This window comes from Treponema putidum (genome assembly GCF_024401155.1).
Lineage (GTDB): Bacteria > Spirochaetota > Spirochaetia > Treponematales > Treponemataceae > Treponema_B > Treponema_B putidum.
In genome coordinates this window covers 607,126-633,441 of the sequence record NZ_CP038804.1, presented here as the reverse complement: position 1 = coordinate 633,441, position 26,316 = coordinate 607,126, and the positions used below count along the sequence as shown (strand labels likewise).

20 protein-coding genes and 1 pseudogene are annotated in these 26,316 nt (G+C 37.9%); 17 read left to right on the top strand and 4 right to left on the bottom strand.

Going from position 1 to position 26,316, the window contains the following annotated elements; all coding sequences use genetic code 11:
* Positions 1-102: 102 nt before the first annotated feature.
* Genes E4N74_RS02960 through E4N74_RS02940 form a run of 5 tightly spaced genes read left to right on the top strand, consistent with a single transcriptional unit; the run spans position 103 to position 6,559 of the window.
* Positions 103-1,044 (top strand): PhoH family protein, encoded by a 942-nt coding sequence (locus E4N74_RS02960; RefSeq protein ID WP_044978987.1) that lies wholly within the window; start codon positions 103-105, stop codon positions 1,042-1,044.
* Positions 1,031-3,334, top strand: coding sequence for an HD family phosphohydrolase (locus E4N74_RS02955; RefSeq protein ID WP_044978986.1), 2,304 nt, complete (start codon positions 1,031-1,033; stop codon positions 3,332-3,334). The genes E4N74_RS02960 and E4N74_RS02955 overlap by 14 nt, the downstream gene beginning before the upstream one ends.
* Positions 3,327-3,794, top strand: coding sequence for an rRNA maturation RNase YbeY (gene ybeY / locus E4N74_RS02950; protein ID WP_044978985.1), 468 nt, complete (start codon positions 3,327-3,329; stop codon positions 3,792-3,794). Before E4N74_RS02955 ends, ybeY begins: the two co-directional genes overlap by 8 nt.
* Positions 3,795-3,796: 2 nt before the next feature.
* A complete protein-coding gene (locus tag E4N74_RS02945; RefSeq protein ID WP_255806098.1) occupies positions 3,797-4,573 on the top strand; it encodes a hemolysin family protein in 777 nt (258 codons plus the stop codon).
* A gap of 9 nt (positions 4,574-4,582) precedes the next feature.
* On the top strand, positions 4,583-6,559 hold the full coding sequence (locus E4N74_RS02940; protein ID WP_255818773.1) for a tetratricopeptide repeat protein: 1,977 nt from the start codon (positions 4,583-4,585) through the stop codon (positions 6,557-6,559).
* A gap of 60 nt (positions 6,560-6,619) precedes the next feature.
* On the opposite strand, the gene E4N74_RS02935 is transcribed toward E4N74_RS02940, so the two are convergent.
* A complete protein-coding gene (locus tag E4N74_RS02935; RefSeq protein ID WP_255806096.1) occupies positions 6,620-7,609 on the bottom strand; it encodes a tetratricopeptide repeat protein in 990 nt (329 codons plus the stop codon).
* 603 nt (positions 7,610-8,212) lie between these two features.
* On the opposite strand from E4N74_RS02935, the pseudogene E4N74_RS02930 reads away from it, so the two are divergent.
* The 8 genes and pseudogenes from E4N74_RS02930 to E4N74_RS02895 form a co-directional block, all read left to right on the top strand.
* Positions 8,213-10,507 (top strand): annotated as a pseudogene (locus E4N74_RS02930) (InlB B-repeat-containing protein); the annotation flags it as partial.
* A gap of 439 nt (positions 10,508-10,946) precedes the next feature.
* Positions 10,947-11,891, top strand: coding sequence for a DUF58 domain-containing protein (locus E4N74_RS02925; RefSeq protein WP_255818769.1), 945 nt, complete (start codon positions 10,947-10,949; stop codon positions 11,889-11,891).
* On the top strand, positions 11,876-12,817 hold the full coding sequence (locus tag E4N74_RS02920) for a hypothetical protein (protein ID WP_255818767.1): 942 nt from the start codon (positions 11,876-11,878) through the stop codon (positions 12,815-12,817). Before E4N74_RS02925 ends, E4N74_RS02920 begins: the two co-directional genes overlap by 16 nt.
* Positions 12,810-13,808: a VWA domain-containing protein gene (locus E4N74_RS02915; protein ID WP_255818766.1), complete on the top strand. Its 999-nt coding sequence runs from the start codon at positions 12,810-12,812 to the stop codon at positions 13,806-13,808. Before E4N74_RS02920 ends, E4N74_RS02915 begins: the two co-directional genes overlap by 8 nt.
* Positions 13,805-14,791 carry a vWA domain-containing protein gene (locus tag E4N74_RS02910; protein ID WP_044978980.1) on the top strand — a complete coding sequence of 329 codons (987 nt, stop codon included), beginning with the start codon at positions 13,805-13,807 and terminating at the stop codon, positions 14,789-14,791. Before E4N74_RS02915 ends, E4N74_RS02910 begins: the two co-directional genes overlap by 4 nt.
* Entirely contained in the window at positions 14,775-15,389 is a 615-nt protein-coding gene (locus tag E4N74_RS02905; protein WP_255818765.1) for a tetratricopeptide repeat protein, read from the top strand. Before E4N74_RS02910 ends, E4N74_RS02905 begins: the two co-directional genes overlap by 17 nt.
* Positions 15,338-16,786, top strand: coding sequence for a hypothetical protein (locus E4N74_RS02900; protein WP_255818763.1), 1,449 nt, complete (start codon positions 15,338-15,340; stop codon positions 16,784-16,786). Before E4N74_RS02905 ends, E4N74_RS02900 begins: the two co-directional genes overlap by 52 nt.
* 9 nt (positions 16,787-16,795) lie before the next feature.
* On the top strand, positions 16,796-17,305 hold the full coding sequence (locus E4N74_RS02895; RefSeq protein WP_044978978.1) for a Smr/MutS family protein: 510 nt from the start codon (positions 16,796-16,798) through the stop codon (positions 17,303-17,305).
* Here E4N74_RS02895 and E4N74_RS02890 read toward each other — a convergent pair.
* Complete coding sequence (locus E4N74_RS02890) at positions 17,297-18,490, bottom strand: HD-GYP domain-containing protein (protein ID WP_044978977.1); 1,194 nt, start codon at positions 18,488-18,490, stop codon at positions 17,297-17,299. The genes E4N74_RS02895 and E4N74_RS02890 overlap by 9 nt on opposite strands.
* A 49-nt stretch (positions 18,491-18,539) precedes the next feature.
* Here E4N74_RS02890 and E4N74_RS02885 point away from each other — a divergent pair, with 49 nt between their 5' ends.
* A complete protein-coding gene (locus tag E4N74_RS02885) occupies positions 18,540-19,352 on the top strand; it encodes a hypothetical protein (protein WP_044978976.1) in 813 nt (270 codons plus the stop codon).
* A gap of 48 nt (positions 19,353-19,400) precedes the next feature.
* On the opposite strand, the gene E4N74_RS02880 is transcribed toward E4N74_RS02885, so the two are convergent.
* Positions 19,401-19,796, bottom strand: coding sequence for a GrdX family protein (locus E4N74_RS02880; protein ID WP_255818762.1), 396 nt, complete (start codon positions 19,794-19,796; stop codon positions 19,401-19,403).
* A 62-nt stretch (positions 19,797-19,858) separates the two neighbouring features.
* Positions 19,859-21,283: an alanine/glycine:cation symporter family protein gene (locus E4N74_RS02875; RefSeq protein ID WP_255818761.1), complete on the bottom strand. Its 1,425-nt coding sequence runs from the start codon at positions 21,281-21,283 to the stop codon at positions 19,859-19,861.
* 294 nt (positions 21,284-21,577) lie between these two features.
* Here E4N74_RS02875 and E4N74_RS02870 point away from each other — a divergent pair, with 294 nt between their 5' ends.
* The 3 genes from E4N74_RS02870 (at position 21,578) to E4N74_RS02860 (ending at position 26,250) form a co-directional block, all read left to right on the top strand.
* Complete coding sequence (locus E4N74_RS02870) at positions 21,578-23,362, top strand: phosphotransferase (protein ID WP_255818760.1); 1,785 nt, start codon at positions 21,578-21,580, stop codon at positions 23,360-23,362.
* The gene (locus tag E4N74_RS02865) at positions 23,362-24,930 is read left to right on the top strand and encodes a BCCT family transporter (protein WP_044978973.1); all 1,569 of its coding nucleotides are present in this window, start codon (positions 23,362-23,364) and stop codon (positions 24,928-24,930) included. Before E4N74_RS02870 ends, E4N74_RS02865 begins: the two co-directional genes overlap by 1 nt.
* Positions 24,931-25,113: 183 nt before the next feature.
* Entirely contained in the window at positions 25,114-26,250 is a 1,137-nt protein-coding gene (locus E4N74_RS02860; protein WP_255818759.1) for an L-threonine 3-dehydrogenase, read from the top strand.
* The last annotated feature ends 66 nt before the right edge of the window (positions 26,251-26,316 follow it).

Below are 26,316 nucleotides of genomic sequence, written 5' to 3'. Positions count from 1 at the left end.
GTGAATTTATGTATTTTATACCTAATATTGAAAGAAATAAGGTCTAAAGGTCTTGACGGAACTGCTTTTTTCCATTTAAAATAGACTACTAGAGGTTTATATTTGGAAGAAGCGTATACAATAGTGTTAAAAGATGAACAAGTGCTTTCCGCTCTTTGCGGAGCCAATGACAGAAATTTGAATTTTCTTGAGCAGTATCTTGGCGTTCCGGTCGTGTGCCGAGGCAACGAAGTGAGCGTGCTAAGTGCAGATGATGAAGTTTGTAAGAAGTTTCAGCATGTGGTTGATAAGGCTGTGAATTCTTCGGAAATCAAGTCCGAAAACTCATCGGAATATATTGAATCTTTGATTTCCACAATAAATGTTTCCGATAAGCAGGATATTTCTTCAGGTTGTATTCATATACCTAGGGGAATACGTTCCGTATATCCTAAAAACCCTCATCAGCTGGAATTTATACATTCTATCCGTAATAACGATATAAGTTTCGGCCTAGGAGCTGCCGGTACGGGAAAAACCTACTTAGCTGTAGCCTGTGCCCTTCAAATGTTGATGTCGAGACAGGTGCGCAAGATTGTTTTTACAAGACCCGTAGTAGAAGCCGGAGAGAGTCTAGGCTTTTTACCTGGTGATCTTGTTCAAAAAATAACACCTTACTTGAGACCTCTTTATGATTCTATAGAGCTTTTAATGCCTTTCGAGCTGATACGCCAGATGGAGGAATCTAATATGATAGAGGTAGCACCTTTGGCCTATATGAGGGGAAGAACCCTTCATAATGCCGTTGTAATATTGGATGAAGCTCAAAATACTACTAGAGAGCAAATGAAAATGTTTTTGACGAGGATGGGTGAAGGTTCAAAGCTCATCGTAACCGGGGATCCGTCTCAATCCGATATAAGTTCGGCTAAGAATTCGGGTTTGGTCCATGCTGCAAATCTTCTATCGAAAATTCGCGGAATCGGTATTGTTCGATTCTCTTCGGAAGATGTTGTCCGTCATTCCCTGGTTCAAAAAATAATTACAGCCTATGATAAAGAATAAAAAACAAAATAAGTTAAAAGAACAATTATCTTCCGTAAGCCTTATATTCAAAAAAAACAAGGCCTTTGTAATTTCGCTTTTGGTGAGTTTTTTTATTTTATCGGTATTGATTTATATCAATGCCTATGAAAATTCGGGCCTTTCAAAGTTGACAATTTCAGATTTTGAGATCGGAATGGTAGCTGACAGGGATATAATATCAAACCGGAATATGGAAGCTGTCGACGAAAAAGCAACGGAAATAAAAAAACTTGCAGCTAAACACTCCGTTAGAGCTGTTTTTTATAAAGATAATTCGGTTTCCGAACAAATGATAAGAGAATACTCCGAATTTGTCAGCTATACAATCGGAGTAAAAGATGCGTCAAAGAGCTTTACGGCTTTTAAATTCATGTTTATGGAAAAATATCCAGTTATTCTTTCGGAAGATGCTTTGGAGCGTATATATAATTCTAAGGATTTTGATGAAATTACCTCTCTTGCGTTGACCGTGCTAAAACAGCTTTTTGACACGGGAATTATAGAAATGCCTCTTACAGGCATTGAGGATCTAAATGATACTGAGATAAGTTTGGGTCTAAATGTCAACCAAGAACAGTCCTATATAAGCGTATTTTTGAATGATATTGTTTTACCGGACAATCTGAGAGAGCAAATTAAAACTTTTCTTTTCAGCGTTAAAAAATCAGGTTTTGAAATTGATGTTTTTAACATTATACAGCCCTTTGCTCACCCTAATATTTTATTTGATGCAAAAGAAACGGAGAAAAGAGTTGAAGAAGCCTTAAAAAAGGTTGTGCCCGTAAAAATAAATATAGAAAAAAATCAAAAGATTATAAAAAGAGGTTTTATAATATCTGAAGATGCCTATACACGCCTTAAAGTCTATGCGGCTGACGGCAGATACGTAGACCTTAGACAGATTGCAGCCGCCTTAGTCTTTTTAAGTTTATCTCTCATAACAAGCCTTTTTTTATTTTCTCAAAAAATTATAGGGCAGGACTTGGACTTTAAATTTAGGTTACTTGTTTTAATCTCTTTCGATTTGATTTATATTTTGGTTCTTTTTATTTCAAGACTTTCAATGTTTTCATATCCTCTTGATATTGTTCCCATATTACCTGTTACCTTTTTTACTATGTTGCTTACGGCTTTAACTTCAAGAAAAATTTCGGTCTTTTCCGTTTTTGTGTTTTCTCTTGCCGTTTTCGGTGCAACAGGATTTAAAATTCAGCCGACCATGTTTGCTATTCTTTCGGGTCTTGTGGGAGCGGGTATGGTAAACATTAAGGGCAGAAGGATGGACCTGATTAAGACTGCCTCAAGTTTAATTTTGGTGCAGCCTTTAATTTTTCTTTGTATGCTTTTGATTTTTCCGGATTCGGCAGGAGATAAATCGCTTCTTTTGCTTGGTTCTGCGGCAAACGGCTTTATAAGCGGAATTCTTGTTTTAGGTTTTTTGCCTATTTTGGAAACCTTGATGAATGTGCCGACTAATTTTAGATTGATGGAATTATCCGACCTTAATTCACCCATTATGAAAAAAATGCTTATAACCGTTGCAGGAACCTATAACCATTCAATGATGGTTGCTTCCTTGGCCGAAAGTGCGTGCCGTGAAATAGGGGCAAACTCAATTTTAGCCCGTGTAGGAGCTTATTATCACGATATAGGGAAAATGGAACAGGGCGAATACTTTGTAGAAAATCAAACAAATTATAACAAGCACTTGGACATAAATCCTCGCCTTTCGGCTACGGTAATAAGAAGTCATGTAAAAATAGGTATTGAAAAAGCAAAACAGCTGCATTTGCCTCAGGCTGTTATTGATATCATAGCCGAGCATCATGGTAACAGTTGTATATCCTATTTTTACGCAAAGGCAAAAGAAATTGATCCGAATGTGGATATAGAAGACTTTTGTTATCCCGGCATACCGCCCCGCTCAAAAGAGTCTGCTGTTGTAATGTTAGCTGATGTAGTTGAGGCAGCATGTCGTACCTTGGAAAAACCTTCCGTTCCCCGTTTGGAAAAATTTATAGATGAACTTGTTTCAGGAAAAATCAAGGCCGGTCAGCTGGATAACTCGGAGCTTACTTTCCGTGAAGTCAGAATAATCAAAGCTGCCTTTGTAAAAATTTTAGCCGGTTACTATCATTCCAGGATAGAATATCCGAATCAAAAAAATATTGATGATGATGATGGAACAAAGCCTCAGAATAAAAACGGCCAAAAAACGGAGACCGAAATTAATGAGGAACAGCCTCAAAAGGAAAATAATAATGTCTAATTCGATTAGTGTGTCATTTAATGATGAACCTCCGGGGTCTATAGACCCTGTAAAAGTTGAAAATTTTATATCTGAGGTTCTAAACGGGCTAAACTTGAAAAATTGGGATATTTCGTTGTTGTTTTGTGATGACGCTTTTATTCAAAATCTTAATAAACAATATAGAAATATTGATTCGCCGACAGATGTTCTTTCTTTTGAGCAGGGGGACGAATATTTTGACGAAGCCGGAGAAAAGAGGTTTATGGCGGGAGATATAGTTATAAGCCTTGATAGCCTTAAGTTTAATGCCGGCGAATTTAATGTAGAAATAAATGAAGAACTAAAAAGGCTTATTGTACACGGTATTTTGCATTTAAACGGAATGGATCATGAGGATAATTCTCCAGAACAGGAAATGCTTAAGTTTCAGGAAGAATTGCTTATTCAATATAAAAATATAGATATTTATCGGGCATAGTTATGGGTATAATAGACTTATTTAAAAAGAAGCGAAATGTAAACAATATTTTAAAAGAAGGCTTAAATGACGAAAAAAGGGATATGATACGAGGCGTTGTAGACTTATCCGATACGGCAGTAAAAGAAGTTATGATTCCGCGCATTGATGTTGATTTTTTAGCCCTTGATACGCCGAGCGATGAAATTTTAGATAGGATATCTGAAAGCGGCCATTCCCGCTTTCCTGTTTATGATGAATCCATTGATAACGTTATAGGGATTCTTTATGTTAAGGACATTATTAAACTTTTAACAAAGAATCAAAAAATTGAGCTTGATAAGGTAGTGCGCCGTGCATTTTTTGTTCCGGAGTCAAAACGAATTGATGCTCTTTTAGCCGAATTTAAAAGACGCCATGTTCATATTGCAGTTGCAGTTGACGAATATGGGGGCGTTTCGGGTATTGTCTGTATGGAAGATATCATTGAAGAAATTGTAGGCGACATACAGGATGAATTTGACAATGAGGGTGAAGATATTACCGAAATAGCACCCGGCGTTTGGCTTTGCGATGCCCGCGTCGATTTGGATGACCTAGCCGAAACAATCAAAACCGATGATCTGCCTGTAGATGAGTTTGAAACATTGGGAGGTTTTGTATTCGATCTTTTCGGAAAAATACCTGCCAAATATGAAAAAACAGCATGGAAGGATTTTGATTTTATCGTTCAGGATATGGACGGGCACAAGGTTAAAACCGTTAAAATTGTTCGCAACAAGGAGTCTATGCAAAATTAGGGGGAGTTTATGAAAAAATCTTTTTTCGGATTTATATTTATTGCTTTATTTTCAGCTTCTTTATTTTGTAATCCTGCAGACTTATATCAAAGGGGGGCAGAATATCAGGCTAATGAAGATTGGTATGGAGCTATTGAAATGTACCAATCCGCTTTAAAGGAGAACCCTTCTTATAATTTGGTATATCAGGGTTTAGCCGAATGTTTTTATGCTTTAGATGAATATGACCAAGCTCTGTCCTTTGTAGAGTCAGCCCGAAAATATAAAAAAGATGATCCCGATTTACAAAACCTCCACGGGTTTATTTTAGTCGGCCTTGGAAAAATAGACGAAGCCAAGACTCTTTTTAACGAGGTTTTAAAAAAATATCCCAATAATCCCGAAGCCCGTTTCGGCTTGGCAGAAATAGAAGTTAGTCAGGGAAAGCTGTATCTTGCATCCGAGATGTATAAGCAAAATCTTAATCGTCAAGGAGAAAACCGCAAGGCTCTCCTTTCCTTAGCCCTTGTGAGCTATGAGGCCGGAAATATTAAACAGGCCGACGATTACATTAAAAGGGCATTAAAATACCATGGAGATAATCCTCAGGTTCACTATTTTGCAGCCTATTTAAATTCCCTTGAAGGCCGATTGGAAGAAGCTGAAGGGCGTATTTATTCGGCTCTTAAATTAAAAGAAGATTATGACGAGGCCTATGCTCTGCTTGCTTCCGTCTTATATGCACAAAGACGCTATGAAGAGGTTATAAAGATTTCCGACATGAGGATTTCAAAAAAAAGGGATAGACCGGATGCTTGGTACTTAAAAACTTTGAGTTTAAGACGGCTTGAAAAGCACAGTGATGCGATAAATGCCGCCAGAGTCGGTCTTTCTTTGGATGCAGATGATGAAATAATGCGCTGCCTTTTAGAAGAACTGGCAATAGAGAATTTAAATTTTGAAGATTCCTTCCGTATGGAGCTTTCAAAATATCATGCTGAAAGAGCCCTAGGTTTTGCGAGGCGGAATATGACCGACAATGCCCTCTATGAGTATAGACGGACTTTAAAAATATATCCTTATGATGTTGAAAGCAGGGAAGCCTATGCCGGTATTTTGCTCCGTCTCGGTTATCCCGAAAGATATTTGGAACAAATGCTTTTTATTCAGTCAATAGTAAAAAGCAATACTAGGGTAAATGATGCAGTTGAAGCTTATGAAAAACATCTTTTAAGTTCCATTCAATCAAAGTGGCGCATCGATCCCCTTTATTTGGATAAAGCCCACATATCCATAGGTTTGTTTTATGCTATAGAAAGCTCAAATGTTTTACATCCTGAAGCCGAGCGTATAACTCAAATCCTTACCTCAGATATTTTTTCTTATAATCCCAGAATCAAAATAACTTCTTATTCGGATAAGCCTGTAACTTACAGGGATGCTTCGAAAAAATCGCGTACGGCAAATGAGGACTATTTCGGTATTATAAGGCTTAAAGAGAACAGAAGGGATATTCAAATTATATTGGAGCTTTATGTTTCACGTACGGGTTCTCCTGCAAAAACATTTACGGTTTACCGTTCAGGGAATGACCGCTTTTCAAACGGTATAAGGCGGCTTTCTTCAATGTTAAATGAAGCAATGCCGATCGTAGGAAAGCTTATAAACCGTTATCAAAATGAGGCCGTTATCGATATAGGAAAGCATGATTCCGATTTTAAAGACTTAAAAATTGCCGTTATACGAAAGGACGGCTTGGTTATCGAAAAAGAAGGTTTAGGTATTGTGTTTGACCCGTCCGACCTATTGGGTTATTTTGAACCATCAAAGTCCGAAGAAGATTTATCGGAAGGTCTTTTAAATAGAAACGGTTACTACGACAGAATGAATGCCGGCGATTCTATAATTCTTTTTAGTGAGAATGAAAAAGAAAAAATGGCTGAAGACTATGCGGATTATGGTCAAAAAAATTCTTCGTTACTCTTGCTTCTCAGAAGAATTCGCTAGCGAAAATTCGTAGGCGAAGAACTAATTCAATTTGCCGGCGAAAAAAATTCTTCGTTACTCTTACTTCTCAGAAGAATTCGCTAGCTCGACAAGGCAATAATGAGCCCATTCTTTTGCCTGAGACGGGTACATGTCTTGGGCGGTTAAAAATTCCAATAGGGCATTATCATATGAGTTTTGAAAAAAAAGAGTCTGCCCTATGTAAAAATGCGTTCTTGCAGAAATTCTGGATGTTCTTCTTATCCTTAAAAAATTGCTGAGTTCAATCCGGCATTTTTGCCAATTTTTTGTATAAAAATAGTCCTTTAGAATTCTTTGCAGTTCCATACTCTCACCGCCGTTAGGCGTTTTTTTGTCATCAGGAAAGATATAGGGTTCAAGTCTTTGAGAAGAAATAATAAATTCTCTAAAATCTCTTTTTTCTGCCGTAAGAGTATTTATTATGGTTTCCGTTTGGGATGAAAAAAATTCCATTCTTTTTTCCGTTTGTTTTTCGGGGTTTAAAAAAGGCAAAGGAATGGGGCGGTTTTGTGCTGCATCCTTTCTTTTCTCTTGTTCTTCATAAGAAGCAAAAACTTCTACAGGGCTGTTGATTGTATTTATTCCGTTTATAAATTGAATTTTACCTGAAGCGATTTCGTTTTCTTCGGCTATTGCATAATAATAAGGTATTCCCGGAATTGGATTGTCAAAAAACGGGAGCCCGTCATCGGTTATGTTTGCAATCGGAACGGCTTCGGCAAGGGAACTGATTGATGAAAAGCCGGTTGTGGATCTGTAAAGGATTAAGTTTCTTCCTTCGGGTTTTGCTTTCCAGCTGATAATTACGTATTTTTCTCTTGTAAGAATTGAAAAGGACAAGAAACTAAAATCTTCTTGTTTTTGTTGGTCTTGAGATTTTTCGGAAAATTCTATCTTTTCGGAACCTGTTTTATCCGGTTGTACTTCAGGTACCAATTGAGATAGTTCATTTTCGTTAATACCGGCTTCATCAGCAAAACAAAAAGCTGAAATGATGGAAAATAGAAATATAATAAACCCTTTCTTCATATCTTATATTTTCGGCCTTTTTTTAAAAAAAATCAAGAGCCCGATACGGTTTCTCTTCTATATAGACACCGGGTAAAAAGCAGCTCTTCAAGTCTACCCCCACGTTCATAGCAGGGACTGAAAATGTGTAATGGATAATGAATAATTGGTGAATACTTGAATTTAACCGTAAAGAGCACAACAAATACGCCTTACGAGTTTTTTGCGTAAGCAAAAACACTCGAAGCTCAAAATCGGACACGGATGTCCGATCCTTCAGCGGCACGGATGCCGCTGGTTCCACGCCTTACGAGTTTTTTGCGTAAGCAAAAATACTCGAAGCTCAAAATCGGACACGGATATCCGATCCTTCAGCGGCACGGATGCCGCTGGTTCCACGCCTTACGAGTTTTTTGCGTAAGCAAAAATACTCGAAGCTCAAAATCGGACACGGATGTCCGATTTTGAGCGAGTAACCTTGGTTCTTTTTAGCAATATGAGCCCGCTACTATGGATAAAACATTAAAATTGTGATACTATATACTTAAGATTAGACTTACAGGATACTTAATATTAGACCTACAGGGTGTTTTTTTCCTCAAAAAAGGAGGATATAAGGATATGATGAGAAAACGTTTAACTTTTTTGAAAACTTTAATAGCGGCAGTTGCCGTAATTTTGCTTTTTACGGCCTGCGAGCAATTTCTGAAAGATCCGGAGGATTTTTTAAGCTATTGGGCTAGTGAGGCCTTCGTAAAAGACCACAGCATAGGTTCGGCAGTTAGACCGGACGGAGCGGGTGTGCCTTGTGTCAGCTCTTCAGAAAAGGTGACTATTATGCTTACAGTGCATAACCCGAAAGGCTTTTCGTTTGTTCTGCCGACTGCTTCGGAACCTGCGGGCATTGTCGAATTTAAAGAACTTTTCGTGCAGCCTACGGTAGGAACCCACTATAAACTGGGGCGAACCGCTTCCGGCAGGCTGAAGCTTACATATACAAAAGACTTTTTACAAAAATACGAACAAGGTTCAGGCAGTTTAAACCCGACTATCACCCTTAAAGCTACAGACGGCAGAGTATTTAAGAAAACCTATACCTTCGGCATAAAATCGAACACCCCGCCGCCTGCACCTAAAGAAATCGTAATTGCAAAAACAACAGGAACTAACCCTCATTATGTGCTCTGCCTTAAATTCGATTTGGCCAAAATGATAAAGACGGTAGCGATGAACTCCGGCAGTGCACCGGTACACAAGGATATTAAAGAGATCACAATAAACGATGCCCATTACACTCTTTTATACAATGATGACAATTCAGACTTTAAAAAACCTGCCGAAACGTCGTTTATCGAGCGTGGAAACGTACAACAACTAACTGCAGCCTTACCGTCAGCGTCAGAAAAGTGGGTATTGTATTTTGACACCGGTGTAAAAGTAGAAAGCTCCAACCCGCAAACATCCTACACCATAACCTTGAGCGACAAAGAAGGTGTTGTTTCGGACAGCGTTACCGCAGAGCTAAAAGAGAAATTTGAAGTTAAATTTGATGCACAAGGCGGAACGCCAGTGCCCGGTACTCAATATATACTAAAGGGTGATAAGGTAACAAAGCCGTCATCGAATCCTGCAAAACAGGGTCATATCTTCGGCGGCTGGTATAAAAACGCTGACTGCTCCGACGGACAAGAATGGAACTTTGCAACAGACACGGTAACAAGCAATATAACGCTCTATGCAAAGTGGACGGAGGCGAAGTACACCGTAACCTTCAGCGTAGCAGACGGACTCGGAGCGCTTAAAGCAAAAGTTGATAGTACCGATATTCAGTCGGGCGATGAGGTTGAAGACGGAAAGACGGTAACCTTTACCGCAATACCCTATCTAGGTTGGGAGCTTGACATCTGGACGGGCGTAAGCTCCTCCTCGCTAAATGCAAGCCTCATTGTGAATGAGCCTAAAACCGTAACGGTCAAGTTTAAGAAGAAAGGAACCGTAAACAGCTCCGATGATAACGCGTGGCAGTTGTTAAAAAAAGTCGTCGAAATCGCTGACCATAATGCCGTTATCACCATAGACGGCAGAATAGAGGCGACATCCGGCGACAATGCGGGCGAAATCGAAATAGACGAAACCCTTACGATAGAGGGCAAAACCGGACCCGACAAAGACATACTTGACGCAAACGGTCTGAGCCGCATTTTCAAAGTGGCAAGCGGCAAAACGCTCATCCTCAAAAACCTGACGCTTAAAGGCGGAAAGGCAACCGGGACAGGCGATGCAGGCAGCGGCGGGGCAATCTATGCAAAAAATGCATCAACAGTCAACATAGAAAACTGTATCATTACGGGCAACGAAGCAGCTACAAACGGCGGCGGCTTAAATGTTGAGGGCACACCTACTACCATCACAAACTGCATCTTTACGGGAAACACCGCAAAGAACGGCGGCGGCATCTATATAATAAAGGGAGATCGTATCCCTGTGGTAACAATCAGCGGCGGCACTATAGGCGGCACAGGCACAGGAGAGGCAAACAAAGCGACCGGCTCCGACGGCAACGGCGGCGGCATCTATGTCGGCGACCGGTGCGACTTGAGGCTAAATTCCGCCTTACTGATTATCGGCAATCAGGCGGCAAAAGGCGGCGGCGTATACGCAAATGAAATAGACGTAAGTATGGAAAACGGCACACGAATTGCGGTAAACAACGATGTGTATTTGGACAGCGGTTCATGGATTAAGGTTTTCAGCACCTTGTCAAACAACCCCGCCGCGCGCATTACGGTACCGAACGACAAATACCTGACGAGTACCAAAGTGCTTGGTAATACAACATTTTTAAACTCGGAACACGGCAAGTTTCAGGTAACGCCGAATGACGGCAAGAATTGGGAAGTAGACAGATACGGATATTTGAAAGAGAAGGATTAGATACAGGGGAATTTGGTTTAATGTATAATTGGTCTTCCTGCCATAGATGGCAGTGGAAGCTGCAAGTATAAGGCTACAATAGGTGATCTATTACGGCTACAATAGGTGACATGTTTCAGCACTACACGAGGCTGCCTGTAGAAAGTTATATGCACCGCAGCACTGTGTTTTTTCAAAAATTGATTTCCATGCCTGCCGAGCCGCTCGTATCGCTCGGGTGGGTACCCTACACTCGGACGAGTGCGTACCTCACACTAATGCGGGTGGGCACCTCACACTAATGCGGGTGGGCACCTCACACTAATGCGGGTGGGCACCTCACACTAAGGCGGGTGGGCACCTCACACTAAGGCGGGACTGTCCTACAGTGTAAGGCAATGCACTGTCTTGAATAAAACTGATTTTCGTAATAAAATAAAACCTTATGAAAACAGGTTTTATCGCGGAAAGGGCAAAACAGCTTAAAATCTCTTCTCTTTCGATTTCCGAAGGCCTACGCTCAGGCAGCTTCAGTTCGGCTTTTCGCGGGCAAGGTATAGAATTTGACTCGGTACGGGAATATGAAACGGGAGATGATGTGCGCTCTATAGATTGGAACCTTACGGCGCGGAGCGGTAAGACCTATGTTAAGATGTACCGTGAAGAAAGAGATTTAAGCATTTTTATCTGTGTGGATTTTTCACTTTCGATGGAGCCGGGGCTGGATAAAATCAGTCCTAAGGAAAAAGCTATCGAAACGGCAGCCCTTTTAGCCTTTGCGGGGAGGAATATATTTTCTCCGGTCGGAGCCCTTTTTTTTGATGGAGAAAAAGGCCCTTTGTTTATTCCTAGAACGGGAGAAGATCATATTTTGACCATATTAAAATCTATGGAAGATTTTGCCTTTTGCAAAAATCGAAAACCGGTACGGGGAACACAGATTGCGTCTGCGATGACAGCCGCCTCTAAGATTTTGCGTTCACGTTCCTTGGTAATAATCATTTCGGATTTTAAGGTTGAGGGTTATGAAAAGGAGCTTGGCCTTTTGGCGGCAAAACATGATGTTGTTTGCCTTAAGATAAGCGGATCTATGGATTCTTTTTTGCCGGAAGCCGGATCTATAAGATTTAAAGACCCTGAAACCGATTTTAGAATGCTTTTGCCTACGGGTTCTAAGACTTTTCAGATGGAATATAAAAAGAATTTTAGTGAAGAAATATCAAGGTGGGAAAATACCTGTAAGCACTCCCTTGCAAATCCTGTTTTACTCGATGTAAATGACGATACCGTAAAAGTATTGGGTGACTTCTTTTTGTCGAAACAAAGCAATCAGCGTGTTTTAAAAAATAATTTAGCTAAGTTCGGAGCGGATGGATGGAAGGCATTTTAATTCCTCAACAGGTTTTTGTAGGAGACTCCGCAGAATTTTTATTTCCCATAGATGCTTTGCAATCTTTTGATCCTTCTATTTTAATGTCCGGCTCTTTTAAGGTTGATAAGATAAAACAAAATACTATGATGGATATAACTTCCATTCAAATTAAAAAACAGAAAACAAAAGAATACATATCCATAAATTTTACTCCATGGGAAACTGGCTCCGTATTTTTTCCTTCATTGGCTGAGGCCGGTATTTACGATTCAATGCCCCAAGTTTTTATTTCTTCAATATTGGAAACGGCAAAGGTTGAGGTCATACAGCCTCCGCGTTCTCCTCTTTTACTTCCGGGTACTAGCTATTTGCTTTATCTTATAGCTTCAGTAAGTGCCGTATTTATTTTTACCTCTATAATGATTTTTTCTGCGGTAAAAAAACATTTTTTTGTTTATTCTTTTTCGAGGGCTCAAAGAATAAGAATCAGAACATTGAATAAAGCTTTAAAAAGGCTAAAGCGGCAAATCTCTTCCGTTTCTTCTTCCGATAATCTTGAAATGATTGCAAAAAGAAAAGATTGGTTAAAAAAGTTTGAATTTGTTTTTAGAAAGTATTGCTTCAGCTTGACTGAATCTGAACAGGTTGTAAAATCGGATGAAGGGGACAGCCTTACCTACTCGGAAATGTTGGAAAGACTTAAAACAAAATTTAAAAATACATACGGTGTTTACTTTGAATTTGAAAAACTTTTTTTTAAACTCCAAGCTATCCGTTTCGGGGGTACGGACATTACAAAAATAAACTTTGAAATGGAAAGCATGTATTTTTTTAATCAAACTTTTAAACTTATGAAAATAGCCGAATCCGAAATTCAAAAAATTATAAATTCAAAACAAAAAACAAAAATAAAGATAAGAATACAAGAAGGTGAAGATGATTAGTTTTAACCACCCTATCGTGTTTTTATTGCTATTACTTTTCCCTCTCTTTTTTATATTAAAAAAAAACGGACTGATGCAAAGTCCCGAGTTAAATTTAAATTTGGTAAATTGGAAAGGGCTTTTTCCAAAAAAAAATAAACTAATGGAATTCGGGAATTTTTTATCTTATTTTCTTTGGTATTGCGGAATTATATTTTTGATAATAACTTTATCAGAGCCTGTTATTTTTAAAAATAAACAAATGTATACCGATGCAGGAAGTTCGATTATGTTTTTATTGGACATAAGTCCTTCGATGGCTGCAAAGGATATGAACGGAGAAACAAGAATCGAAAGTGCAAAAAAAATTATAAGAAAATTTGTTGCAAAGTATCCGGGAGATTCTTTCGGCTTGGCTGCTTTATCAAGTTCTGCAGCTCTAATTGTTCCTCCTACAATTGACCATAAGGTGTTTTTATCGCGCCTTAATTCTTTAAGTATAGGAGAATTGGGAGACGGAACGGCAATCGGCATGGGACTTGCAGTTTCTTCAGCCTATATGACAAGAAGTAAATTCAACTCTTCATATATTATTTTACTTACTGACGGCGAAAATAATACGGGAGAAATTAATCCGAAAACTGCTGCAACATCTTTAGTAAATAAAAACATCGGCTTTTATGTTATAGGAATAGGAAGTGCGGGATATACTACTTTGGAATATACGGATCGAAAAACAGGAAAAACTTACTCAGGTTCTATTTTTTCTAAGTTCGATGAGCTTGAGTTAAAAAAAACAGCTCAATACGGAAACGGAAAATATGCCTCCGCCTCTTCACCTGAGATGCTTGAAAATATATTTAATACTATGTCCAAGCAAATCCCTTCTGCACAGTCAAATTTTACACAGATAATCGAAGAAAATTTATATGTTTATTTTTTATCCGCCTCAATATTTTCTTTTGCTTTTGCATGGCTTTTACGCAGAATTTTTATGAGGGTATATCTATGATAAGTTTTGAAAACCCTGCATATTTATTTTTGATTATATTTTTACTTCCTGTTTGGTTCATTTTTTATATAAACTTAAAAAAGATAAAAAAAGCTTATTTAAGTTTGGAAAATTTAAAAAAAATAATCAAAAAGGCTAAGACAAGGGCATTGTTTTTTTCTCTTGCTTGGATTTTTTTGGTTTTGGGTTTAGCCTGTCCCCTTTGGGGGGCTAAACCTATTTCGGTAAGACGCAGAGGAGTATCGGTTATGCTTGTTTCCGATATTTCAAAAAGTATGAGCCTTCAGGATATTCAGCCCAGCCGCATTGCGGTACAAAGAAAATTTTTAAAAATACTGCTGGAAAAAATGCATAAAACCTCAGCAGGGAATACAGGGCATACTGAGCCTGCAGTTGGACTTGTAATTACAAAGGGTGACGGAGTTTTATCTGTTCCGTTAAGCTTTGAAAAAAATGCACTGTCCTCTGCAATAGATGCCCTGTCTCCGTTAATCCTTTCTTCCGCAGGGACAAACCTTGAAGCAGGAGTATTACGGGCTTTGGATTCTTTTGGGGAGAACAGGGGAAATTCAAAAATAATAATTTTATGCACGGACGGCGGGGAAACTACAGGCTCTCTTTTACACGCCGCAGAAAAAATCAAAAAGACGGATGTGCTTCTCATTATTGTGGGATTCGGTACCCTTGAAGACAGTAAAATAAGAGTAGTTGATGAAAAGGGAAATACCCAATTAAAGGATGCACGATTGGAAGAAGAGTTTTTACAAAAAGCTGCAAAAGCGGCAGGCGGCGATAGTATGTATATTTCAGCTTTAAGTTCGGGTTCTATAGAAAGTATTTTAAAAATAATCGATACCGGAATAGAGGGTGTGGAAAAAATGGTTTATATACAGGAACCGGTAAAAAGAAATTTTGAAATGCTTTTACTTGCTTTTATTTTTTTATGTTTGGGCGGAGTGTCTATTTATGGTAAAAATAAATAAAATAGTCTATATAATTTTTCTTGTTTTATTGATCTCCGCATGCAGTAAAGGCGATAAGGCCAGACTCGATTTTCTATCGGGATATATTGCATGGAAACAAAACAACTGGAACAAGGCTGCATCAAAATTTTTTGACTCAATGGATTTAAGTGAAGAAATTAAAGATGAAAAAATAAAAGACTATTCGGAATTTGCAATCGGTTCAATCTATCTTATGCAAAATGAAGATGCTTCGGCTCTTTCCCGCTTTGAAAAAATAAATGAAAATAATGATAAAAGATTGAATTCCTATATTTATTATCAAAAAGGAATAATTGCATTTAAAAATCAAGACTATGAGAAAGCTGTAATTCTTTTTAGAAAATCTCTTGAACTTGAACCGGATAGTGTTGATGCTAAAATTAATTTTGAATTGAGTAAGCGCTATCAAAAAAGAGAAAAAGATAAACCTATTAATAGTCAAGGTCCGGCTGTCATAGAAAATAAAGAAGACAGTTTACAAGAAAAAACTATTTTAAATTTGATACGAAAAAAGGAGAAAGAGCAATGGCAAAAGAAAGAGCAAGAAAACAATCAATCTCAGGCATTCGATTATTGATAGCATTTTTTCTTTTATTTTTTTGTTTCAGCTTTGCTCATGCCGGAATAGAAGAAGATGCACAGTTGTCATTTTCTTCAAGCCCTTTGTTTATAGATTCTGTTTTTGAAATAAAAATAAAATTAGATGACTCTTCGTTCCATTATCATAGCTCTGCCGGCTACGCCGGCTATGCCGGCTATGCCGATATACCTAAACTTATTATTGTGGATGATGAAGAAGTTCTTGAATTTTTAGATTCGGCTGTAAATTCATTATATGGCGGGATTCTAATTACAAACAAATATAAATTAAAAAAAATCGGAACCTTTGGACTTGTTCCCTATCTATCTTTAGGAAACAGCCGAACAAAACTTAAAAATTTTTCTATTCAAGTAGAGCCCCCTGCTCTATCAAAAGATACGATATTCAAATGGAAAATATTGGATGCAGTTTCATATTCCCCTGTGGAAAAAATTGTGCAGGGGAAAAAATATCTTATAGTTTTGGCAGGCTTTTTTTATGATTACTTTAGCAGAGACGGTAAACCTTCCGGTTTGGATATAAACTGCCAAGCTCCTGAAAATTCCATTTTGGAGGATACCGATAATATTAAAAATAATATCGATATTAAAGAATTAGGTTGGAAAGCCGTCTCTTGTTTTTTTTGGACACCTTTAAAAACCGGTGAGATAAGTCTTCCCATACCTCAAATAAGTATTACTTCCGAATCAAAAAGTTCACGTAAAATTTATATTAGAGAGCAAAAAGTAAATGTAATAGAGGGAAGACTTGAACAAGAAAAAATAAGCGATGACGAAAAAAAAGCTTATGAAAGTTTAAAATCCGCTTTGGAGGTTAAGGATAGTTCGGCAGCCCAAAACGTTTCCGACAATCATAAAAAAAATTTTGATGAAAAAATATCAAAAGCCTTGATAATCGCTCAACTGCGTGTAAAAGAAGCCAACAGCCTTTTTTCGGGACAAGAAAAAGCTAAGAGGCTTGAATATGAAAAAGACTTGAATTTAAAGGAAAGCTTTACTGTCAGGTCTGCAATTTTTAAAAAAATATTATGGCCCTTACTTTTTATTTTATTGGCGGCCGAAGTATATTTTATTATATGCTTTAAGAAGAAAAAAAATCGGCTTAAGACTCTTTTGATAGTTTGTTTTATTTTTGTTTCTGCACTTCTCTTTTTTTATTCGGGACAATATGAAAGAGCCGTTTACCGCCCTACCGGCTATGACGAAGAATCTGTGGTTTATCATATCCCTGAAAAAAACGGAGCGATAGTAAGCTCCTTGCAAATAGGAGAAACGGTTATTATAAAGCAAAAAACTTCTGAATGGTTTTTTGTTGAAAAGAGAGACGGTACGGGCGGCTGGCAAAAAAAGAGCGAATTTATTATAACGGATTAGGAGATTTGCATGAGTAATTTCGGTGATATTTTAGATGAATGGGATAGAATTTCAGGAAAACCTTATGGAAAAAAACAGATAAAAAAAGATGAGCGTTCAAATAAAAAAAATCATAAAACACTCATAAGCGAAGAAAATAAAAAAAAGATTAATCCTATGGAACTCTGGTTAAGACGGTACGGCACTGAAGATAAAGATGCTCAAGAATCTTTGAACAAAATAGATTACGCAAGGGAACGAAAAATATTGCGGGATATGAGATATGAGGACGAAATCGATTTACACGGTATGACCTGTGATGAAGCCGAAGCTGCGTTAAATATCTTTTTTGAAAATTCGATACGAAAAGGCTTAAAAAAAATTTTGATTATACATGGCAAGGGGAATCATTCAGACGGAGGAGCAGTCTTGGCACCATTTGTCCGTTCCTATCTTGAAAAGCATAAAAGAGCAGGCGAAACCGGCCATCCGAAAAATGCAGATGGCGGAACCGGCTCCACTTGGGTAATTTTAAAATAAGGCAGTTGAGTTACGGTCAATATTTTTTAGTTCTTCTTTAGATAACTGTCTTTTTATGGTTACGGTACTTGCTTTAGTCTGTATTATTACGGGTTCTCCTGTAGGCCCTGTTTGACCGTACAGTTGAACTATCGGAAAGCGCGGATCGCTCGGATTTACATCAATGACTTTTGCAATTTTTCCATTAGAAAGATGAACATACATTCCGACAGGATAAAAAGACAGGGCATAAAGAAGAGCCTTTAAGATAGTTTCATCATATTGTCCGTTAGCATTTTTTATCATTTCGACAATACCAGATGAGGCATCTTGAGCTTCCTTATAAGGACGGGGTGAAGTAGCCGCTTCATAGGAACAGGCAACGGCTATTATTTTACCATACATTGAAATTTTTTCCTTTGTAAGCCCCCTAGGATAGCCCATACCATTCTCTCTTTCATGATGCTCCAATACGGCTAAGCATATGGGCAAAGAAAAAGATGAGGTTTTTAAAATATTATAGGACAGAACAGGATGTGTAAATAAGGCCTTTTTTCCTTCTTCGCTTAATGGTGCATCATACATATAGTATTGAGGCGGAAGCCTAAACATTCCTATTTCGTGTAAAAGACAGGCTGCTCCCAGCTCTATTAGTCTATGGGGAGGCATTTTTAGCTGAATTCCTATAATTATGGCAAAAATTGAAGATCTTAGGGAGTGCATGACAAGATAATTTGTCGGAGAGCTGTATTTTTGCATTTCTATAAGAAGGATTAGCTTTTTATCGTTTTTTACGAAATCGCAAAGCTCTTTTACTTTATCAAAAATAAGACGCGGCTCCAAGATTTTTTTCATAGTATAATCGGTAAAAATTTTATCCGTAAATCGTAAAAAATCCCAAAATTTATTTTCGATTTCTTCCATCATTTCTTTTTGCTTTTTTAGCTTTTCTGAAATAATTTCGTTTTCCTTGCTCGAGTCCAGTACGTCCTTGTCTGAAGATTCAGCCTTATTTGTCCTAAAACTCATAAAACTTGATGGTTCACCGTCGGAATAAAGGAGAGAAAAATCCCACTCGCTTAAAATAGCTTTTAGCTCGGCCGTAAGCGGCGTTTCGGGGATTAAAAGCAAAAATTTCTTGTCTAAATAAACATTTTTATTAAAAAATGATAAATCTTTTATATGGTCGGCATTATAGGTATTCACTTATTTTCTCTCCTATAGTATAATGTACATATATTATAAAGGATTTTATATGAAATTAAAAGTACTATTTATTATATTTAATATCGTCTTAAGTTTATTATTGTTTACCGTTTTTTTCCTGCCTTTGTTTTATGCTGACGGTTCGTTTATGAGGGAATTTTGGAAGACAAACTGGTTTTTCGGTCCCGTATTTTTTATTCTGATACTGTTTGTAAATATCCTCTTTTTTAAAAACAAGACATTGATTGACTATATTGAGGCTGAAGATTGGTCATCTCTCGCCTCCCTGCTTGAAATGAAAATTTATACAAAAAAAAGAATAAACTATAAAAATTCAAAACTCTTAGCTGAATCTCTTATTCTTTTGGGAGATTTTTCTTCTATGAATAAGTTATGTTCCTTTTTAAAAGAACATAAATATAAGTATTTGATAAAATTAGGCCCAAAATTTGCTGCAGCTAAGATGATTTCGGGAGACTATCAGGATGTTTTTGAATTTACCTCATCTTTGCCTGTTTCAAATACGGAATCAAGTGAATGGCTTGTATTTTATTCGGCTCTCTCCCTACAAATGATGAAAGAATACGAAAAAAGTGCAGCTTTATTTAATAAAGTATCGGATACGGCTAAAAATACCCTTATAAAAACTCTAAGTACGTATTTTGTGGTCAATGTTTTAAAAGCCTATTCAAAATTAACTGAAGAGGAACTAAAAGAAAAATCTCTTCTATTGCGTTCAAGAATCAATAAAAATTATACTCACACTTCATGGAAAGAATATGTAGAATCTGAAAAACAGGAAATACATGCAATGATTTTAACAAAAATCATCGATGATGTAAGCTCGTGGCTTTTCTTTTAAATTCGCCAAAGCCTCACCTTCAGCTTATAAATGAATTTAAGATAGTTGTTAAAATTTTACCGAGCCCGAAAATAGATTATAATCCAGTTCTTGAAAATCTTCCAATACATCGTCAGGATAGGCGGGTGTTTTACCTCTTTTTACACGTTCCATCGCCGATTCCCACAGAATCAGGGAATTTGTGTCAAGATTTTCCTGCTGTTCCAAAGCCATGCTGCGGTATGGGTGCTTGTGAAGCGGAATGTTTCCTGCCATTGCATGGTTTAAGAGCTTCCAGTTGGAATGGATCAAATCCCTTACTGTCTTAAAAACTTCATCTCTTGAATCCAAAAATTTAAGCTCATAGCGGTCTTTTAGTCTCGTTCTATCTTCTTCATAGAAAGTCTTAACTTTAGGGTTATTTGTGATAATAAGTCTTTTGTTAGTTTTTGAATCTTTTTGCATATCTTATGTTTTGGAAAATAAAAGTAAAGATAAAGGGCAGCTCAAGCTGCCCTTTTTAGTGTTTATTTATACTGGCTTGCGTCGTATGGGAGTCCCTTGTTATAGTCTTTTAAGACCTTAGCAACGGCTCCGCTTAGTAATAGCAAGGCTATAAGGTTAGGTATAACCATGATTCCGTTAAAGAAGTCGGTCAATTCCCAAACCAAATCTATCTTAAGCAAGCTTCCGACAAAAATGAAGATAACTACTAGGAGCTGGTAGGGAATAAGCCCTTTTGTTCCGAATAAGTATCTGATATTTGTTTCTCCGAAGTAGTACCAGCCGATAATTGTAGAGAATGCAAAGAAGAAAAGACAGATAGCAATGAAAAGATAGCCGAATGTGGTTCCGAACAAGTGTTGTGCAAAAGCTTCTTGAACGAGCCTAATTCCCTTCATTGTAGGTTCGCCGCCTTCAAATTTTACAACGCCTGAGCTCAAAACGGTAAATACTGTAATGTTTAAAACAACAAAGGTGTCGATAAATACGGCAACAATACCCAATACGCCCTGTTCCACAGGATGTTTTACATCTGCAACAGCATGAGCATGAGGTGTAGAACCCATACCTGCTTCATTCGAGAAAAGGCCTCGGGCAACACCGTAGCGGACAGCTCTTCCCATTCCGAAACCGAGTGCACCGCCCCAAACAGCTTTGGGATTAAAAGCACCCTTAAAGATCATAGCAAACATTTCGGGGATCTGAGATGCATTGATGATAATGACCACAAGACCGACCACAATGTAAACGATGGCCATAAGGGGAACGACTTTTTCGGTAACCGAAGCAATCCGCTTAACACCGCCCATGAAGATAATACCGGCAATTACTGCAAGAACGGCACCCGTTATCCATGTAGGAATATGGAAAGCGTTTTGGAAAGCATCTGAAATTGAATTAGCTTGAACCATATTGCCCATAAAACCGAGGGCGAGGATGATTGCTATTGCAAAGAAACCTGCAAGAAATTTTGAAAAGCCTTCTCCGCATTTGGTTTTTAAACCTGCGGAAATATAGTATGCAGGGCCTCCTACTGTTTGGCCTGAATCATCTTTTGTCTTGTAAATTTGAGCAATACAGGCTTCTGCAAAGTTTGTTGCCATACCTGCGAGAGCTGCAAGCCACATCCAGAAAATAGCACCGGGGCCGCCCATAATGAGGGCTGTCATAGCACCTACAAGGTTTCCCGTTCCTACCTGTGCTGCAATTGCTGTAGCAACAGCTTGGAAAGAACTCATACCGTGTTTTCCGGCTTTTTCTCCGCTTAAAGAAAAGTTACCGAAAAGGCGTTTCCAGCCGGCTCCGAATTTTGTGAACTGTACTCCTCCTAACCGGATTGTAAAAAACAAACCGGTACCGCATAGAAGCGGAATGAGGAAGTAAACGCCCCAGATAAATCCGTTAACCGAAGAAACCCAGTCTGTAAGATTTTTTAAAAATTGTTCCATAGTGCAATTAAACTCCTTTTACGCATATAGCGATATTGTTACTGATTTAAGCCTACAAGCGTCAAATCAGAACAACTTAACTATACAATCAAAACTATTATATTGTCAAGATATTTATAACGAAAAATTTTCTATTTTTATGTAAATTAACAAGATGGATTTACGTGAATTCACAAAATGGAGCCTCTAAAAAACTAAGCTTTTAGAGGTCTACCTTAAACTCACTTGCAGTGTTCACTTTTTTATATAAAAAGTCTTGACTTTGAACATTATTTTTGTATAATATACTTGTCTATGAAAAAAAGATATTTTCAAATTATTGAGCTGATGCAAAAAGATAAGGATATTTCGCAAAGAAATATTGCAAAAAAAATAAAGATATCCTTGGCCTATGTGAATAAAATTTTATTAGATATGGAACATGACGGTTTTTTGCATACCGAAGGTGTTCCCCCTTTTGGAAAAAAGAGGCTTACGGAAAAGGCTTTAAAGGCTTTTGATGAATGTAAGGTGGATAATGCAATCATTATGGCTGCCGGTTTCGGTTCACGTTTTGTTCCTTTAACCTATGCAACACCCAAGGGCTTGTTGGAAGTATTCGGCGAAAGGATGATAGAAAGGCAGATTGAACAGTTAAAGGCTGCCGGTGTTAATGATATAACAATAGTTGTAGGTTACTTAAAAGAAACCTTTGAATATCTTATAGATAAGTACGATGTAAAGCTTGTATATAATCCGGATTTTAAAAACAAAAACAATCTTTCGACCCTTTACCACGTAAGAGACGAACTTAAAAATACCTATATTCTTTCAAGCGATAATTGGCTTAGGGAAAACATGTATCATTCCCATGAATATGATTCCTGGTATTCTTCCGTTAAGGTAACCGGCAAGACGAAAGAATGGATATTAAAGTTAGGTCTTCACGATAAAATTATGAGTGTGAAAGTGGGCGGAAAAAACGGCTGGGTTATGTACGGCCCTGTTTATTTTTCAAAAGAGTTTTCGGATAAGATAGTTCCGATGATTGAACAAGCCTATAAACGAGACGATACGGACGATTGGTATTGGGAAGATGTTTACATGCGGAACATAAAAGAGCTTACAATGTTTGCAAATAAGCAGAGGGAACATCAGGTATATGAATTTGAATCTCTCGATGATATCCGGCTTTTTGACTCTTCCTATCTTCTTTCATCCCATGATAAATGGCTTGAACTTATTTCACAAGTATTTAAAAGACCCGAGCACAGCATTACAAATTTAAAACCTCTAAAATTCGGGATGACAAATAAATCGTTTTTGTTTGAATTTGAAGGCGAAGAATATATTTTTAGAATACCGGGAGAAGGTACTCAAGCTCTTATTAACAGAAAGGAAGAATATGAAGTTTATAAGGCTGTTTCTCCTTTAAATTTAAGCGATTCCATTATTTATTTTGATCCTGAAAAAGGTGTAAAGATCAGCAAGTTTATTCCCAACTCTCATACTGCGGATGCCCGCAATCTTGAAGATTTAAAAAAATGTATGGCAGTTGCCCGCCGCCTCCATGAGTCCGACTTAAAGGTCGGCCACTCCTTTAATTTACGTGAGCGTATAAATTATTACGAAAAAATTGCAAATGAAAAAAACGGTATTTTATATCATGACTATAATGAGATTAGAAATTTAATGAACGAACTTTTAGAATTGATTGAAAATACGGAAAAGCCCCATGTTTTAAGTCATATAGATCTTGTGCCGGATAATTTTATAATCAGCGGCGATGATGTGCATTTAATCGATTGGGAATATGCGGCTATGTGCGATCCCCTGATCGATATAGCAATGTTTGCTATTTATGCCTACTATGACAATACAGAACTTGAAAATTTGATGGAGCTTTATTTTCAAAGAAAACCTGAAAAAGGTGAAAGGCTTCGTATCTATTGTTATGTTGCTCTTTCGGGTTTTTTATGGGCTCTTTGGACTTGTTATAAAGAGGCTTTGGGCGTGAGTTTTGGAGATTACGGTTTAAAAATGTACCGGTATGCAAAGGATTATTATAAAAGGGTAAAGATTATAGTAGGAGATAATTGATGATGAACACTGAAAATGAATTAGGCGTAAAGGAACTTGAATTAAAAGACAAAAATGAGATTGACTGGCTTATAACAGTATTACCGCTGGCGGCGATAATATGTTTGACGGGGTTGATTCTCTTTTTCCCGGCGCAATCGATGAAGGTTGTTGATGCCCTTTGGTATGTTTTTGTAAACAAACTGGGCTTTTTCTATATTTTGCTAGGCTTGGGCCTTGTTTTTACTGCTATAGGTTTAGCCTTTTCCCGTTTCGGTACCGTAAAACTGGGTAACCTTGAAAAACCACGTTACGGAAATTTTACATGGGGCTCTATGATTTTTACCTCGACTATGGCAGCCGATATTCTTTACTGGTCTTTAATAGAATGGGCCTATTATTTCGGTGAAAGCCCTTTCGGTCTATCGGCTCTTTCGCTTGCAGAAAGGCAGGATTGGGCAGCCGCCTATCCTCTATTCCATTGGGGCATAACGCCGTGGGCTTTTCATATAGTGCCTGCCGTAGCCTTTGCTTATATGCTCCACGTAAAGGGAAGAACAAAACAAAAGCTGTCAGAAAGTTGCCGCCCTATTTTCGGGAATAAGATTGACGGCCCTATAGGAAAGATGATAGATGTTTTTTCGGTAATAGGTTTATTGGCAGGAACTGCTACAACCTTTTCCCTTGCGACACCTCTTTTATCCTTGGCTGTTTCTACTATTTTTGGAATTCCTCAAGGGAAGATTTTGACCCTTTCTATTCTTCTCATAATAGCGGCCGTCTACACAGCTGCTGTCTTATTGGGGTTAAAGGGTATTTCTCAGCTTGCAAAGGTTTCGGTTATCTCCTTTTGTGTTCTTCTAGGATTTGTCTTTATAGCCTCTCCTAAAATATATATAATTGAAACCAGTATAACCGGAATCGGAAAGGTTATTCAAAACTTTTTCGGTATGTCCACATGGATGGACCCATTGCGTATTTCGGGTGACGGCGGATCGGGATTCCCTCAAAAATGGACAATATTTTACTGGGCCTATTGGATAGCATGGTTTGTTGCAACTCCTTTCTTTATAGGAAAAATTTCGGAAGGCCGTACAATAAAAAATACTATAATAGGCGGGCTTATCTGCGGCATAGCAGGAACTTATTGTTCTTTTATAATTCTTGGAAATTACGGACTTCATTTACAGACTCACGGAATATTTGACGCTGCTTCCGCAATAAAGGAAACGGATCCTTCTCAGGTTATCTTACAAATTCTTAACACCCTTCCTTATGCAAAAATTGTTTTGGGTATTTTGATAATTACAATGATAGCTTTTTATTCGAGTACCTTTGATGCAATTACCTTGGTAATAGCCTCCTATTCTCAAAAGAATCTTGAAAAACATTCGGAACCTAAAAAAGGCTTAAGAGCTTTTTGGGCTGTAGTCTTTGTCATGCTTCCTGCAGCCTTAATCCTTGTGGGAACAAATTTAAATCAGCTGCAAAGCCTTTCAATTATAGCAGCCTTTCCTTTAGGAATTATAATAATCTTGATAGTCATAAGTCTTTTTAAGGAACTAAAACATAACGGAGGATATAAGTAATTTACTAAGAATGTACACCTGTCAGCGGCTGTCACTGACAGTCATTGACAACGTCATTAACAACGTCATTAACATCGTTATTAACAACGTCATTAACATCTAGCACATAAAATAAAAATATGGTAAAATTGCAAATAGTTTTTTTGACAGGAATAAAATCTTACTGCAAAAAAAGGAGATAGTATGACTAAAAGAAAAATTTTGGTTACCGGTTCACTCGGACAGATCGGAAGTGAATTGGTTATGTTTTTGAGAAATGAGTACGGAAACGACAATGTTATAGCTTCCGATATCGAAAAAAAAGACGTGCCCAAGGTTATCGAAAGCGGCCCCTTTGAAAAACTAGACGTCCTTGACGGTAAAAAAACTCTTGAGGTTTGCAAGAAATATAAGGTCAATACGATAATACACCTTGCAGCCCTTCTTTCAGCCGTTGCCGAAAAAAATCCTCAATTAGCTTATCAGATTAATCTTACAGGTTTACACAATATGTTGGAACTCTCAAGAGAACAAAAATACTCTCTCTTTGTGCCAAGCTCAATAGCCGCATTCGGCCCCTCTACTCCGGCCGATAAGACTCCGCAGGATACAATCCAGAGACCTACTTCAATGTACGGTGTTACAAAGGTTGCCGGAGAACTTTTGTGCGATTATTACCATCAAAAATTCGGTGTAGACACAAGGGGTGTACGCTTCCCCGGTCTTATATCCTATGAAGCTCTCCCCGGCGGCGGAACAACCGACTATGCAGTTCATATCTACTATGAGGCCTTAAAACAAGGAGCCTATACTTCCTTTATCAAAAAAGGAACCCTTATGGACATGATGTACATGCCCGATGCCTTAAACGCTATCTTTAAACTTCTTGAGGCAGACCCTGCAAAATTAAAACACAGAAATGCATTTAACATCACGGCTATGAGCTTTGCACCCGAAACGATAGCTGCAGAAATCAAAAAGCATATTCCCAAATTTAAGATGAGCTATGATGTAGACCCGGTACGTCAGGCCATAGCAGATTCTTGGCCTAACTCCCTAGATGATTCTTGTGCAAAAAAAGAATGGGGTTGGAAGCCTAAGTATAACCTTGAAAGCATGACAAAGGATATGCTTGAAAAATTGAGCGAAAAGCTCGGCATTGAGCTTCCTAATACAAAACCTTCTGCAGTAAAGGTAAGCACTGCTAAGGCTCCTGCCGCTAAAAAGCCGGCAAAGCCGGCAAAGGAGGCGAAGCCTGCTAAGCCTTCAAGCAAAGCTCCCAAGGCAGATGCAAACAAACCGGCAGCCAAACCTTCTAAGGCAGCCGCAAAAAAGAAGTAATTTTATAAGTCATAAAAAACATTGTTGAATGTGTTTTACATCCATCGCAATAGAGATGCTCGAGCA

Coding starts and splice junctions, on each gene's coding strand:
- E4N74_RS02955 (WP_044978986.1), top strand. CDS start 1,031: ATGATAAAGAATAAAAAACAAAATAAGTTAAAAGAACAATTATCTTCC.
- ybeY (WP_044978985.1), top strand. CDS start 3,327: ATGTCTAATTCGATTAGTGTGTCATTTAATGATGAACCTCCGGGGTCT.
- E4N74_RS02945 (WP_255806098.1), top strand. CDS start 3,797: ATGGGTATAATAGACTTATTTAAAAAGAAGCGAAATGTAAACAATATT.
- E4N74_RS02940 (WP_255818773.1), top strand. CDS start 4,583: ATGAAAAAATCTTTTTTCGGATTTATATTTATTGCTTTATTTTCAGCT.
- E4N74_RS02935 (WP_255806096.1), bottom strand. CDS start 7,609: ATGAAGAAAGGGTTTATTATATTTCTATTTTCCATCATTTCAGCTTTT.
- E4N74_RS02925 (WP_255818769.1), top strand. CDS start 10,947: ATGAAAACAGGTTTTATCGCGGAAAGGGCAAAACAGCTTAAAATCTCT.
- E4N74_RS02920 (WP_255818767.1), top strand. CDS start 11,876: ATGGAAGGCATTTTAATTCCTCAACAGGTTTTTGTAGGAGACTCCGCA.
- E4N74_RS02915 (WP_255818766.1), top strand. CDS start 12,810: ATGATTAGTTTTAACCACCCTATCGTGTTTTTATTGCTATTACTTTTC.
- E4N74_RS02910 (WP_044978980.1), top strand. CDS start 13,805: ATGATAAGTTTTGAAAACCCTGCATATTTATTTTTGATTATATTTTTA.
- E4N74_RS02905 (WP_255818765.1), top strand. CDS start 14,775: ATGGTAAAAATAAATAAAATAGTCTATATAATTTTTCTTGTTTTATTG.
- E4N74_RS02900 (WP_255818763.1), top strand. CDS start 15,338: ATGGCAAAAGAAAGAGCAAGAAAACAATCAATCTCAGGCATTCGATTA.
- E4N74_RS02895 (WP_044978978.1), top strand. CDS start 16,796: ATGAGTAATTTCGGTGATATTTTAGATGAATGGGATAGAATTTCAGGA.
- E4N74_RS02885 (WP_044978976.1), top strand. CDS start 18,540: ATGAAATTAAAAGTACTATTTATTATATTTAATATCGTCTTAAGTTTA.
- E4N74_RS02880 (WP_255818762.1), bottom strand. CDS start 19,796: ATGCAAAAAGATTCAAAAACTAACAAAAGACTTATTATCACAAATAAC.
- E4N74_RS02875 (WP_255818761.1), bottom strand. CDS start 21,283: ATGGAACAATTTTTAAAAAATCTTACAGACTGGGTTTCTTCGGTTAAC.
- E4N74_RS02870 (WP_255818760.1), top strand. CDS start 21,578: ATGAAAAAAAGATATTTTCAAATTATTGAGCTGATGCAAAAAGATAAG.
- E4N74_RS02865 (WP_044978973.1), top strand. CDS start 23,362: ATGATGAACACTGAAAATGAATTAGGCGTAAAGGAACTTGAATTAAAA.
- E4N74_RS02860 (WP_255818759.1), top strand. CDS start 25,114: ATGACTAAAAGAAAAATTTTGGTTACCGGTTCACTCGGACAGATCGGA.